Origin of the sequence: Paenibacillus larvae subsp. larvae (genome assembly GCF_002003265.1) — a bacterium.
Classification (GTDB): domain Bacteria; phylum Bacillota; class Bacilli; order Paenibacillales; family NBRC-103111; genus Paenibacillus_H; species Paenibacillus_H larvae.
The window spans coordinates 3,108,064-3,121,865 of sequence record NZ_CP019687.1; the positions used below are offsets into that span (position 1 = coordinate 3,108,064).

The window sequence follows — 13,802 nt, forward strand, 5'->3', positions numbered from 1 at the left end:
CGGATTAAGAGTGTTGTTTAAATCCCTCTCCCAATACCTCGCTGGCTTCCGTCAAAATAATAAACGCATTAGGGTCGATTGCTTTCACTGCTGATTTTAGCTTCGGTACGTCGCTTTGGTTGATAACCACCATGAGAAGCGTCCTCGGATCACCCGTATATCCCCCGCAGCCGCTTAATGAAGTCAGTCCTCGGTCCAGGTCAAACAGGATTGCCTCCTTCAGCTTCTCCGTCTCCTGTGAAATGATATAGGCCACTTTGGTATTGCTGAATCCTGTCTGAATAATATCAATGGTTTTACTGGTGACAAACAAACCAATCAGAGCAAATAGAGCCTTTTCCGGAGTAAACACGAAGCCCGCCGACACAATAACAAGACCATCCATAATGGCCACCGCAATGCCGAGGGTGATCCCTGTATATTTATGGATAATTTGCGCGGCTAACGCCAGTCCCCCTGTTGAGCCTCTTCCAAGGAAAACGAGGCCGAGGCCGAGACCGACTCCCATTCCACCATATATGCTCGCCAAAAGTGTATTATCTGTAAGAGGGGGGAAATGGCTGCTGAGAAAGACGAAGAACGGAAAGATGAGTGAACCTACAGCGGCCTTGATTCCCAGTTGTTTGCCTAAAAGCCAGACTCCCAAAATATAAAGAGGGATATTGAACATCCACTGGGTAAAGGCCGGCTCAATACCGAATGATTGCAGGACGACGGAAATCCCGGATACCCCTCCCGAGGCAATCTGGTTAGGAAGGAGAAACAAATTAAAGCTGCATGCCATAATAAAAGAGCCGATAAACAATAGTATGTATTCCATAACCAGGTTAGGTCCCACCCGTTTTTTCCGGGAAAATACAGCTGTTGATTTTACCAAAAGATTCACTCCAATCTACAAGGATGAAGGTGGCAAAAATCCTACACAGCTGTGTAGGATTTCTAAAGCACCCAATTATTTAACTTCACCTTGGTTAATCTGCTGACGCAGATAGGCATCAATGAACATATCGAGATCCCCATCCATGACAGCCCCCGCATTACCTGTCTCTGCAGACGTCCTGTGATCCTTAACCATACTGTAAGGATGAAATACGTAGGAACGAATTTGGCTGCCCCAGGCAATGTCAGATTGTTCTCCGCGGATTTCCGCCAGGTGTTTTTCCTGTTCCTCAATTTTCTTCTCATATAACTTGGAACGAAGGAGCTTCATGGCTCTTTCCCGGTTCTTGATCTGGGAACGTTCCGTCTGGCAGGTTACCACAATCCCCGTAGGTATATGGGTAATCCGGACAGCCGAGTCTGTAGTATTAATATGCTGGCCGCCTGCTCCACTTGCCCGGTAAGTGTCAATTTTTAAATCTTCGGAACGAATTTCCACATCCACATCGTCATCGATTTCCGGAACTACATCGCAGGATACGAAAGAAGTATGTCTGCGGCCGGAAGCATCAAACGGGGAAATCCGGACAAGCCGGTGTACTCCCTTCTCTGCTTTTAAATATCCGTAAGCATTGTAGCCTTTGATCAGGAGCGTCACACTTTTGACCCCGGCTTCATCACCTGGAAGATAATCCAGTACTTCTACCTTAAAGTCGTGTTTCTCAGCCCATCTCCGATACATGCGAAGCAGCATTTCGGCCCAATCCTGGGACTCCGTACCTCCTGCCCCCGGATGAAGCTCCAGAATGGCATTTAACCGGTCATAAGGCTGGCTGAGCAGCAGCTGTAGTTCAAAGCCTTCAAGTTTGCCTACAATGCCTTTGATGCTTTCCGCAACTTCCGCAGCCAGGCTCTCGTCATCTTCTTCCTCTGCAAGCTGGGCCATCACTTCGATATCCCCAAACTCGCTGGACAAAGCCTGAAATTGTTCAACGCTGCCCTTGATGGCATTGAGTTCGGCTATGGTCTTCTGGGCTTTCTCTTGATCATCCCAGAAATCCGGAGCCGCCATTTTCACTTCATAATCTTCGATTTCCTCAAGCTTCCGGTCTAAGTCAAAGAGACCCCCTAAGTTGAGTTAGTCTTTTTGCGGTTTCCCGCAGATCGTGCTTTACATCTGGTTCCAGCATGTTTTATCACACCCCACCCTGGCTTAAATAGATTCGTATTATATTATTTCCCGTGGCAGTTTTTGAATTTCTTACCGCTGCCGCATGGGCAAGGATCGTTACGTCCTATGCGTTCTTCCCGGACGACCGGCTTTTTGCCGCCCTCCTCGGCTTTGGTGTCCACCGCCTGTCCTTTAGCCACTTCTTGCCGTTCCAGATTGCTTTCCACGTGAGCCTTCATAATGTACATGGCCACTTCTTCCTGGATGCTGTTAATCATCTCCTCGAACATCTCGAAGCCTTCGAATTGATATTCACGAAGAGGGTCTGTTCCGCCGTAAGCGCGAAGATGAATCCCTTGGCGCAGCTGGTCCATGGCATCAATATGGTCCATCCATTTGCTGTCTACCGCGCGAAGCACAACCACTTTCTCGAACTCGCGCATGAATTCAGTACCGATCTCTTCTTCCCTGCGGTCGTATTTTTGAGCGATAAGCTCTTGCAGATACTCTATGATCTCTTCTTTTTCTTTGCCCCATATATCTTCGGACGATATCTGCTCATCCTCATCCGAGAAGAATGTCTTGTTTACAAAATCAGCAACGGCTCCAAGATCCCATTCTTCCGGAATATCTTCGTTAGTATGGGATTCAACTACCCTTTCAATTACGGAATTCAACATTCCTTCCACAATCTCGCGGATATTATCAGATTCCAATACTTCAAGGCGTTGTTTATAAATGATCTCACGCTGTTGGTTCATAACATCGTCATACTGGAGAACGACTTTCCGTACATCGAAGTTGTTGCCTTCTACCCTTTTCTGTGCAGATTCTACCGCGCGGGTAATCAGCCGGCTTTCAATCGGCTGGTCTTCTTCCATGCCAAGACGGTCCATCATATTCATGATGTTCTCCGCACCGAACCGCTTCATCAACTCGTCTCCAAGGGACAGGTAGAATTGTGTAGACCCAGGGTCACCCTGGCGCCCGGCACGTCCCCGCAGCTGGTTATCAATCCGGCGGCTTTCATGCCGTTCTGTACCTATAATATGCAGTCCGCCTATATCAGCTACACCTTCACCCAACACAATATCCGTACCGCGTCCCGCCATGTTGGTGGCAATTGTTACGGCACCCGGCTCGCCTGCCCGTGATACAATCTCCGCCTCCTGGGCATGATGCTTCGCATTCAATACTTTATGCGGAACTCCTTTGCGCTTCAGAAGCTCGGACAACAGCTCGGAGTTTTCAATGGAAACCGTACCCACCAGAACCGGCTGGTTATTTTTGTGGCGCTTCATGATCTCTTCCACCACCGCCAGGAATTTGGCCTTCTCCGTTTTATAGACTACGTCCGGATGGTCTTTACGGATCATAGGGCGGTTAGTAGGCACCACAATTACATCCAATCCGTAAATTTTCCTGAACTCCTCTTCTTCCGTTTTCGCAGTACCAGTCATGCCGGAAAGCTTGCGGTACATCCGGAAGTAGTTCTGGAACGTGATGGTCGCCAGGGTCATGCTCTCATTCTGAACTTCCAGCTGTTCCTTGGCTTCAATCGCCTGATGAAGGCCGTCACTATAGCGTCGTCCGGTCATAATGCGTCCCGTAAACTCATCAACGATAAGGACTTCTCCGTCCTGTACAACGTAATCTACGTCGCGCTTCATAATGGCATGTGCCTTCAACGCTTGGGTGACGTGATGATTTAAGGTGATATTCTGATGGTCAAACAAATTCTCTACGCCAAAAGCCCGTTCCGCTTTTTCCACACCGGCTTCGGTAAGCGCAACGGATTTGACTTTAATGTCCACCGTGTAGTCTTCCTCTTCCTTCAGCTTGCTGACGAACCGGTCGGCAGCATAATACATATCCGTGGATTTGGCTGCTTGTCCGGAGATGATCAGCGGAGTTCTCGCTTCATCGACCAGAATAGAGTCCACTTCGTCAATAACGGCAAAATAGAGCGGACGCTGTACCATCTGCTCTTTATAAAGCACCATATTGTCCCGGAGGTAATCAAATCCGAATTCGTTGTTGGTCCCGTAGGTAATATCACATGCATATGCCTGCTGTTTTTCTTCATGGGAAAGGTCATGCAGATTCACACCCACCGTCATGCCGAGGAACTCATAAATCTGTCCCATCTCCGCACTGTCCCGCTGGGCCAGATAGTCATTGACGGTAACTACGTGTACCCCTTTGCCGAGAAGGGCATTTAAATAAACCGCCAAAGTGGCGACCAGCGTCTTCCCTTCCCCGGTTCTCATTTCCGCAATATTTCCGTCATGCAGAACCATTGCACCAATCAATTGCACATCATAATGCCGTTTCCCCAGAACGCGTTTGGAAGCTTCCCTTACCACGGCAAAGGCCTCAGGAAGCAGTGTATCAATGTCTACGCCTTCGTCCAGCTTAGCGCGGAACTCGGCCGTTTTGCCTTTTAGCTCTTCATCAGATAAAGCCTCTATGATAGGCTCCAATTTGTTGATCTCTTCCACGACTTTCCAGTATCGCTTCAGTTCACGCTCGTTGGAATCACCAAATATCTTTTTAACCAATCCTAGCATCGGTGAACCCCTTTCCTCACAGTCAGTTTGCCTTAAATTGTATCAGTTTGCAGGACAAGCCGCAACAAAACTTGCCTGAAATTAACACTGTAATCCAGAATCAATTTCATAATACAACTGGTGAGCATTTAATCGAGAAGATATAGATAAATACGGTTCAGGTTTATCTATATCTTATACCCGTTCGGATGGAAATCTAAATTATAAAATTGATTCATTCATCCTATTATATACGTGAGGACTCCCCGTTTTGTTTCATTTTTCTTGTAAACAGCAGCAAGACTTATTTCCATAATGAAATCGCAAGGAACCGTTAAAATCGGCTTTACATTCAGTTAAAAGGAATCTTTAATTATAGAAAAAATGATTGTATTCAATTTGCGGATTGTTTGAATTAACGATCTCTGCGCTAATAGGATAGATTTTGGGTACGATCATACATGCATAAGCAGCTAGTTTATAATCATCACTGTTCATTTCTTTTCCATATTGGTCAAGAATCTCAAAGGGTAAATTACCATCTTGCTTTGAAATCATATTTCTTGTAACTTTGATAGACTTCGCAACTTCAAGCTTCAATTTTTACAGGAACTTTAATAGCCTCTTCAGATAATCCTGTAATTGAACCTCGTAATCACCTGCATGAATTGGCTTAGAGGTTTCCAGAATTACAGATTTCCTGTCATTTGCCTATACGGCCTTTTGAGTAAATGTTGGTACCCACACAGTATTATCGTTTTTTTTAAGTTCAACATTTACTCCGTCCTAACTGCGTTAGTAAATTTAACTTCTACTTTATTTGCGTCTATAGCTTTTACGGAAGAAACGGATACCATCACATTGTAAGTGCTAAGTACCAGCATGTAACGGTTAACCTGTTCAGTACTATTGAATCTGCCGTCGGAATCATTTGCCATTATTCCACGATCAATTTTGGTCAGGGCATTGGCTGGACGATAAGTCCCATCTTCATAACCTGATACGATGTTATTTTCTTTAGCAGCTTCAATGTAAGGAAGCGCATATCCATTAGCCGGATCATCCTTGCTCACATCAGAGAAGCTGGATTGGGTAAGAGAAGTATCGACTTTCAGGCCAAATACGTCAGCGGCAACCCTTGCGAATTGTGCACGGTTAGTAAGTTCTTAAAGACCAAAATAGTCGGCTGAAAGACCATGTAAAATGCCTCTATTAATCATTTATTCAAATTTTGCTTTGTCTTTTGCACTCAAACCACTTAAATCTTTGAAATCATCAATGTTCGCACCAAACGCTACGGAAGAAAACATAGATAATGCCATAGCACTGGAAACAATTATTGATAAACTTTTTTTCATAACTTTCTCTCATCCTGGGAACTGTTCTTATTTTTTAGATTTTCTGATCTACATAGATCTGTATACCATCCTAGATAGACTACATTATATATTTATGTATATCATTCTGGATAGATCATATTATCAAAAATGAAATAATCAATGGGGTATCGTTAGTTGAATCCATATAATTTTGTAAAATAACTTTTTTCAATAAATGAGAAGAGCCCTGCGTATCCACCCGTATCACGATTTCAGCAAATTTCCTCTCCCAGATCACATCCAGGCAGTTCAGGTACCGGCTAGTTGCGCCTAGCTTCGCTAGGCGGGCAAACACATATAAAAGGCCTGATCCCGGGCAGGATCAAGCCTGTGTTTTCATTATTGGATGGGAAGGGAATTCGTTTAAATCGCGGGTTCAATCAGACCATATCTGCCGTCTTCACGTTTGTAGACCACATTCACCTGATCAGTGTCCATATTGGCAAATACGAAAAAATTATGTCCGACCATGTTCATTTGAAGGATCGCTTCCTCGACGTCCATTGGCTTTAGAGTAAACCGTTTGGTTCTTACGAGTTCGTATTCTTCTTCCTCCACGGTGTTAGCAACACTGCTCGGTTCCATTACGAAGAGATCCCGCTTACCGCCTTCTTGACGGATCCTCCGGTTCATTTTCGTTTTGTACTTGCGGATTTGCCTTTCGAGCTTATCCACCACCAGATCAATCGAGGCATACATATCGTCGTTTTTTACCTCTGCACGGAGCAGGGCACCGGAAATCGGAATCGTAACCTCAACCGTATGCATGTCCTTGATGACGCTGAGCGTCACGCTGGCCTCCGAGGCAAGGGGGGCTTCAAAATATTTATCCAGCTTACTGATTTTCTTGTCCACGTAATCTTTAAGGGCCTCGGTAAGCTCGATGTTAACTCCACGAATTTTATACTTCATTGTAACTCCTCCCTTCTGCCTTCATTATACTACAATGAGACTGAATCTTCAAAAAATTCAGGTTCAAAAAACAATGTTAAATCCCTTTAATCTGTCTCATTCATATCTCTTTTCACAAAAATAACAAAAAGGTTAAAAATAAATACTCGGTGTTGGCATCCCTCACAAGAAACTATATGCGTATATCAGAAGAAGGATTCGTATGAACACTAAAATCAATCTCACTTTATTTACAATTGCACAAAAAAACACCCTGAAGCTGTCCTTCAGGGTGTCCGGCCCACGAATCATCTATTCAAGCGGCCTATGACAGGCCAAATGATTATAATTTGATTACGTTAGCAGCTTGTGGTCCGCGAGCGCCTTCCACAATATCAAATTCTACGGATTGTCCTTCTTCTAGGGTTTTAAAGCCTTCGCCTTGGATAGCGGAGAAATGTACGAATACGTCTCCTCCATCTTCACGCTCAATAAAGCCATACCCTTTCTCTGCATTAAACCATTTTACTTTACCTTGCATGCAATACATTCCCTTCGTCTTCAAATAAATGTAAGTCCTAGCCTACACTTTGAATATACCACCTGTATTCAGAAGATGTCAACGCATACAACCCAGATATTTCCTTATTCTGTCGGGGTTTTTAAAGGTTTTTTTCTGCCTGTTCAAATGTTGCGAAAATTCTGCTATGCACATGGTTGTACACGGCCCTTTTATTTATGAAAGCTTATTTTCATTAGTTATCAACAAAGTTATACACATTATCCACATAATTGTGGATAAAGTAGTGCACAACTTTTGGAGATCTTTTTGCCGGATCCTGGCATAAAGAAAGGCCTTCCTGGATGTCAGGAAGGTCGAAATTTGTCCTAATTCCGGTAGTCGAATAAAATACTTTCCGGCGAATAATCCGCAGCATAAGCGGATTTCTGTGATTTGGCCTGATTCATCCGCTTTAACCCGTTTGTGGCCTCGTCCTTTAAATCCTCCATCCGCTGGATAAAAATTCCGTCAAACGACAGGATGTTCTGAACTGTGGGTAAATGGGCTTTCCGCTCTGCTTCATCCACAGGAAGGCCTTGAATCGCCTGAATCAGCCTCCCCCTCTGCTCTACGAAGGATTCCAGTTCCTCATATGTTGCTCTGCTTAGACGGGCCAACATACCCTCTGTAAGCATCTTTAACTCGACAATTAAGGTTGAAAGGGAGTTCTGCTTATCCATGTTGGGATATCCCCGCTACAGACCCTGCAGCCTGTTTGCCGGCTTCTGTCCAGGCTTCCTTTAATTCCATTAACTGAGAGAGCACTTCTTCTGCAGGCTTTGCAGATTTGTTCACATTTGACTGGATGAGCTGATGAAGCATATATTCGTAGATTCGCAGCAGGTTGTTAGAAATCTCGTAGTTAAAATTCAGGGAGGCAATCATTTCATGTAAAATGGACTGTGCTTTGCATAGATTCGTATTTGTCTTTTCCATATTGTGTTCTTGTATGCCTTCTATACCCAATTTAACAAAGCGGATCGCTCCATCGTACAGCATAAGCAGTAGCTGAGCCGGCGAAGCTGTCTGCGCCTTGGTCTGTTGGTATTTTTGATAGGGAGAAGGGATCAACGGAGTTCACTCCTTATTTAGACATAAAGCTCATCAAACTTCCGGATTGAGAGTTCAACTTGTTTAAAGCGACTTCCATGGCAGTAAATTGCCTATAATACCGGTCTTCAATTGATTTTAATTTAGCATTGGTCTGATCAATTTTCTTGTTCAGCTCAGCTATCTGCTTACCAAGTATACTTTGATCTTTTAATGTACTGCCTTTATCCGTACTGTAGCGGGATGTCCCAGCTTTATCCGAGATGTCTTTCAAGGTCCCTTTTAGACTGTCAACCATTTTGTTAAAAACCCCCACCTGTTCTTGTGGAGGATTGTCCCCGGATGGTCTATTGGTGAAGAAGGCCATTAACTTTTCGGGATTCTTCTCTAGTGTCTCTCTCAGTTTGGCTTCATTCTTAAGGGTCAGTTTCCCGCCCTCAAACCATTTACCTGTTTCAATGCCGATATCGGCTAATGTAATGCTGTTTTTAGCCTTTTCCTCCGAAGTGGCATCAGCGGGTCCGAGGTATATCGGGGTAGTCATAGCAGAACGCAATTCAGAAATGGCTTTTCTAAGAATGGGGTCTCCTTTAAGCATACCGCTTTTGGCTTTTTCTTCCCACAGCTTGATATCCGCTTCCTTCATATCCTTTTTCTGTTCATCAGTAAGAGGCGGAAATTTACGGTAACGTTCTTCAATTACTTTATCATTCAGTAACTTGAGTACTTCGTTGTAATCATTAATAAAAGACTTGATGGTTTCTACAATCTGATCCGCATCAAGGCTTGTACTTACAATGCTTGGCTGATTGCCGGTTGCTGCATGCAAGGTTACTTCAATTCCATTGACGCTGAACTGGTTGCTGGAATAAGTTGCCTCAACTCCATTGATAACCACCTTGGCATCAGTTCCCTGGATTTTTTCATTCAGATTTAAATTATCTGTACCTGTGAGAAGCGAACCTCCAAGTGAAATTTCTTTGGTTCCTGTTGTTTTGGATGTTAATGAGATTTGTCCGTTATCAGGATTATAAAAAGCGGTTACCCCTGCTTCTTTATTCCCGTTGATTTTTTGCACGATAGTATTCAAGGTGTCTGTATTCGGATCGAAGTCAATGCTCACCCCGTTTATTTTGATAGAGGTTTCTCCATCCAACTTGAGGACTCCAGCGGCCTCCAGGTCAGCCAATTTTTCATCCCCTCTGCCCGCTAATTGACTGTTTTTTCCTTTTACCCTTGAGGAAGAGGCCAGACTTTCCACGTCTATGGTTATGGTGCCGGTTGCTGCCTTACTCGTTGCTTTTGCCGTAATGGCGGAAGCATTTCCGGATACCGCAGCCTTCAAAGTATTAAAGGAACTGGAAGTATATTTTGATAATAATTTGTTATTGCGGAAATCTACTAATTTACTATTAACTTCTCTGTAGCTGTTCTGCTGCCACTCATACAAAGTCTTCTTCTGATTCATTCTGTTGATCGGCTGGCGGTGGGCCTTCATCAAATTTGCTATCATTGAATCAATGTCCATACCACTAAAACCATTAATTCTCATATGATGTCCTCCTTATATTTTTCCATTCTCCAGTTTCCTTAATTAATACCTTGATGAAAATCAATTAGACCTCGGGGGTCTAAATTGGTTTGGATTGTCTGCAATACAATTTTGAATCTGCATACAATAACCTCCCATATAACGTTTATACTTAATATCGACCTTTTCACCCTAGTTATTTAGGTGTTTCGGCAGTTTTTCCAGTTCCGGGCTAAGATGAGGAAATATACGCCAGGATTCTTTATCATATCCGGCAAAAAGTGATCACCAAACAAAACCTATTAGTTTTATTTATCAAAAAACGGGGAGCGGTTAACTCCTATACTCTCACCTATGAAAACATGGAAGTACTTTGTAAAAATAATATTAAAAATGGTAACACGAAATTTAACCGGCCAGACCCTTGCTCTTGGCTATGAGGCGCTTTCCAGCCCCCATTCGGACTTTCACCCCAGAGATGACACCCAGTTGGACGTATATGCAAAAAAAGATCCTGAACATAAGTTCAGAATCTTTAATGAGTAGATTAGCGAAGCAATTGAAGCACGCCTTGGGGATGCTGGTTCGCTTGTGCCAGCATGGCTTGGGAAGCTTGCAAAAGTATGTTGTCTTTCGTCAGTTTCACCATTTCGGAGGCCATGTCGGTATCGCGAATACGGGATTCTGCGGCTTGCAGGTTCTCTGTTGTAGTTCCCAGGTTATTTACCGTATGCTCCAGACGGTTTTGCTGAGCACCCAGCGTGGAACGAGCCGTATTTACTTGCTTTATTGCGTCTTCAATATCGGATACTTTAATTTTTGCATCTTCAGGTGCTTTAGGATCTTCAGGTGCTTTAGAATCTTCTTTTCCTTTCAATTTCTCAAGTAGTCCAGCTGCTTGAGAAATGTCTGCCCCCTTGATTACTAGGGAAACATCCTCGGAATCCCCGGTTACAATTTTGAATTCGTTATCCGTTTTAAAGACTTCTTTACCGTTAAACTTGGTCTTTTCCTGAATATTTTTTATTTCTTCAGCCAATTGAATCATCTCAAGATCAAGGTTGGCTTTATCATCCTCATTGAAGGTCCCATTGGCTCTTTGAATAGTCAGTTCTTTCATACGAACGAGCATGTCACTGATTTCGTTCATTGCACCCTCAGCCGTTTGTACAAGGGAAACACCATCCTGGGCGTTGCGCTGAGCTTGTTGGAGACCGCGGATTTGGCTTCTCATTTTTTCCGAGATGGAAAGTCCCGCCGCATCATCTGCCGCACGGTTAATGCGTAGACCGGAAGACAGCTTTTCCATGCTTTTACTGGAGCTCAGATTATTAATGCCGATGTTGCGATGCGTGTTCATTGCAGTAATATTATGATTGATAATCATAATTCATTCTTCCTCCTTGAAAGTAAATTTTTTACCACATCCATGTGGCTGCTGCTCAGAAGGTCGGCCGACTTTCAATCAGCATTACTTATACTATCGACATCCCTTTCAGAAAGTTTAATAGCTCTTGAGAATTTTTTTAATTTTTCATTCAATTCCTTTATATCAAGTGCATACTGGGCGGATTCTGTATTGGCCTCCTGGATGGCTAGGTATACCTCTTTACGGAAAATGTCCACGTCCTTGGGAGCCGTTATACCAACTTTGACCGTATCAGAATCTACCTGAAGAATTGTAATTTCAATGTTCTCCTGCAAAATGATGGATTCGCCTTTCCTTCGGGATAATACCAACATTTGGGGTCACCCCTCTTTCCTTGCTTCTGAGGTTAGACTGGCAGGTGGGAGTAAAGGATGTTTAGTCGTATAAGCAGACTGATGCAGAATGATCTGCTTTCCTTTCCGTTTCTCCACATTGAATACGAGAGGTGCCAAAAGATTTACCGTAGCTGTCTCCAATCGGCGTTTTACCGTAACGACACAGCGAATCGCTACCTGCTCCGATTTTTCAATGTCCAATTCCTGCATGACTGTATCGGGAAGGATAAACTCATAATTCGCATAAAAAGAAAACGGATCCACAACAACCAAAGCAAGATCCCCATTTTCTACAGACTGCAAGTGGGAAAAGGGCGTATTATTCATATCCAGCAGAATGTATCGCCTAAACTCCTCGAAACCGGGGATTCCTTTTGCAAATGAATAAATATGTTCTTCCTCCAGCTCAATTTCCCCAAAGCGGGACGTTTCTAAAAACACAGGCATCACTCCTCACTCTTGACAGATTCCATCAAACCAAAATTACAAAAAAGCCACACAGATGAATCAGGAATGGAAGTTCATCCGTACAGCTTAATGATACCTTGCTAGGCCTTGAGATCAACGACAGGCGGAGTGATTGTAAGGGAAGGATACTTCTCCATCCATATGCTCAACTCTCCACTGTGGTACTTGATTTCCGGCTTATTCACCCGAACCTGCAACTGGAAGTCGCCTTCTACTACGTCCTTCTGTTTTTCATTTACCACAAAGTAGATATCTACGTTATTTGAGCTGGCCGGACCCAAATAATCTATTTTGGATCTGCCATTTCGCCACTCTGTACCTATATCCGCAATGGCATTCCCTTTATGAAAAGCAGCCAACCGATTTCCCCGTTCTACAATATTGGCAATAGCTTGCAGCACAATTTGCGGGGTTTGGGAATAAATATGGTTCAGGAAAGGGACAAGTTTCCCCCCGTTCAATGCTTCCCAAGCCTTGCTTTGATCAATATACATCTCTGGCTTTGGACTTCTGATTTCCACATGGGCAGGAGTGGTCTTTATTTGCATATCCGCTTGATGCTGGCGGATCTCATATTGTCCTGGTTCCGTATTCATTCCAATCCTGCCATGTTCCTGGTGCATCGCAATCATGGGTATCATAAGGAAATGATCACCTCATGAAATCCACAAGAGAAGGCATAATGATTTTGGACCCTACTGCCAAAGAAGTCTGATAACAATTTTCCTGTATCTTTTCTTCATAAATTAATTTAATAATGTCGGCGTCTTCTGTCTTGGCCTGTAGGCTGGTTAAATTTGTCTCAAGATCCTTCAGCCTTTCTCGGGTCAGTTCTACACGGTTTACCTTAGCCCCTACTTCCGAACGGACCGACTGCATTTTATCAAAACGGCTTTCCAGTTTGCCTCTCAGGGCGTTAACCTGATCGTAATCTTCGTTTTCCAGGGCCTGGGAAAATTCCTCCAACACTTTAAAAATTTGATCTTCATCTTCAGGATTTCCAAAAATTTCCCCACCCGAATAATTGATATCAATTTGAACACCTGCACCTATATCGTAAATAATTTTACCGGCATCGGTAAAAGCTGAAGCAGCCGTTTTTTCAGTGTAAGGCATTTGATCCACCTTTTGTCCGTTAAATACATACCTGCCATTGTACCGGCTGTTCGCGATATTCAAAAGCTCATCCTTCAATTCATTGACTTCTTTTTTAATACCGTTCAATGTTTCCGGGGACTTTCCCCCGATGATGCCGCGTTTGTAGCCAGTTCTTTAAGACGATGCATAATATCCGTTGATTGGCCGATAGTTTTATCGTTAAAATCAAACCATGATAAAGCATCTTCGACGTTCTTCTTATACTGTTGATTAGCCGTAAGTTCACTGCGGTAATAAACGGAATATGTAACCCCTATCGGATCGTCCGATGGCTTGTTCAGTTTACGTCCGGTATTTATTTGCATGGTTATGTCAGCCAGTTTGTTTAAAGTCGAATTTAAGTTTCGATTAATTTGTGAATGCATCATTCCCTGCGTGATACGCATAGACATCTCGTTTA

The 13,802-nt window shown here is 43.6% G+C and carries 16 protein-coding genes; all 16 read right to left on the reverse strand.

All coding sequences use genetic code 11. From position 1 onward, the window contains the following. Positions 1-4 precede the first annotated feature (4 nt). Positions 5-820: a YitT family protein gene (locus BXP28_RS16145; protein WP_042119400.1), complete on the reverse strand. Its 816-nt coding sequence runs from the start codon at positions 818-820 to the stop codon at positions 5-7. Between the two features lie 132 nt (positions 821-952). Continuing rightward, positions 953-2,069 (reverse strand): peptide chain release factor 2 gene (gene prfB / locus BXP28_RS16150; RefSeq protein ID WP_096761233.1). Its coding sequence is split into 2 segments (ribosomal slippage): positions 953-1,996 and positions 1,998-2,069, totalling 1,116 coding nucleotides; the frame shifts between segments, so codons are not numbered across the junction. Between the two features lie 43 nt (positions 2,070-2,112). Beyond that, positions 2,113-4,620 carry a preprotein translocase subunit SecA gene (gene secA / locus BXP28_RS16155; RefSeq protein ID WP_023483152.1) on the reverse strand — a complete coding sequence of 836 codons (2,508 nt, stop codon included), beginning with the start codon at positions 4,618-4,620 and terminating at the stop codon, positions 2,113-2,115. A 755-nt stretch (positions 4,621-5,375) separates the two neighbouring features. Then, positions 5,376-5,672, reverse strand: coding sequence for an S-layer homology domain-containing protein (locus BXP28_RS24465; protein ID WP_024092921.1), 297 nt, complete (start codon positions 5,670-5,672; stop codon positions 5,376-5,378). A gap of 147 nt (positions 5,673-5,819) precedes the next feature. Then, complete coding sequence (locus tag BXP28_RS24470; RefSeq protein ID WP_235430674.1) at positions 5,820-5,957, reverse strand: hypothetical protein; 138 nt, start codon at positions 5,955-5,957, stop codon at positions 5,820-5,822. Positions 5,958-6,341: 384 nt separating this feature from the next. Then, positions 6,342-6,890 (reverse strand): ribosome hibernation-promoting factor, HPF/YfiA family, encoded by a 549-nt coding sequence (gene hpf, locus BXP28_RS16170; protein WP_023485093.1) that lies wholly within the window; start codon positions 6,888-6,890, stop codon positions 6,342-6,344. Positions 6,891-7,212: 322 nt separating this feature from the next. Further along, a complete protein-coding gene (locus tag BXP28_RS16175; RefSeq protein ID WP_023485092.1) occupies positions 7,213-7,410 on the reverse strand; it encodes a cold shock domain-containing protein in 198 nt (65 codons plus the stop codon). A 347-nt stretch (positions 7,411-7,757) separates the two neighbouring features. After that, entirely contained in the window at positions 7,758-8,111 is a 354-nt protein-coding gene (gene fliT, locus BXP28_RS16180; protein ID WP_036655737.1) for a flagellar protein FliT, read from the reverse strand. Next, a complete protein-coding gene (fliS, locus tag BXP28_RS16185; RefSeq protein ID WP_036655736.1) occupies positions 8,104-8,502 on the reverse strand; it encodes a flagellar export chaperone FliS in 399 nt (132 codons plus the stop codon). Before fliS ends, fliT begins: the two co-directional genes overlap by 8 nt. 13 nt (positions 8,503-8,515) lie before the next feature. Next, positions 8,516-10,033: a flagellar filament capping protein FliD gene (gene fliD, locus BXP28_RS16190; protein WP_024092916.1), complete on the reverse strand. Its 1,518-nt coding sequence runs from the start codon at positions 10,031-10,033 to the stop codon at positions 8,516-8,518. Between the two features lie 526 nt (positions 10,034-10,559). Continuing rightward, on the reverse strand, positions 10,560-11,399 hold the full coding sequence (locus BXP28_RS16200; RefSeq protein ID WP_023485089.1) for a flagellin N-terminal helical domain-containing protein: 840 nt from the start codon (positions 11,397-11,399) through the stop codon (positions 10,560-10,562). Between the two features lie 74 nt (positions 11,400-11,473). Then, positions 11,474-11,755 carry a carbon storage regulator CsrA gene (csrA, locus tag BXP28_RS16205; protein ID WP_023485088.1) on the reverse strand — a complete coding sequence of 94 codons (282 nt, stop codon included), beginning with the start codon at positions 11,753-11,755 and terminating at the stop codon, positions 11,474-11,476. 6 nt (positions 11,756-11,761) lie between these two features. Beyond that, the gene (fliW, locus tag BXP28_RS16210; RefSeq protein ID WP_036655733.1) at positions 11,762-12,217 is read right to left on the reverse strand and encodes a flagellar assembly protein FliW; all 456 of its coding nucleotides are present in this window, start codon (positions 12,215-12,217) and stop codon (positions 11,762-11,764) included. Positions 12,218-12,324: 107 nt separating this feature from the next. Next, positions 12,325-12,885 carry a DUF6470 family protein gene (locus BXP28_RS16215; protein WP_036655731.1) on the reverse strand — a complete coding sequence of 187 codons (561 nt, stop codon included), beginning with the start codon at positions 12,883-12,885 and terminating at the stop codon, positions 12,325-12,327. A 10-nt stretch (positions 12,886-12,895) separates the two neighbouring features. After that, positions 12,896-13,468 carry a flagellin gene (locus BXP28_RS24475; protein ID WP_237088870.1) on the reverse strand — a complete coding sequence of 191 codons (573 nt, stop codon included), beginning with the start codon at positions 13,466-13,468 and terminating at the stop codon, positions 12,896-12,898. Next, positions 13,465-13,794 carry a flagellin N-terminal helical domain-containing protein gene (locus BXP28_RS24480; protein ID WP_237088869.1) on the reverse strand — a complete coding sequence of 110 codons (330 nt, stop codon included), beginning with the start codon at positions 13,792-13,794 and terminating at the stop codon, positions 13,465-13,467. Before BXP28_RS24480 ends, BXP28_RS24475 begins: the two co-directional genes overlap by 4 nt. Positions 13,795-13,802 lie beyond the last annotated feature (8 nt).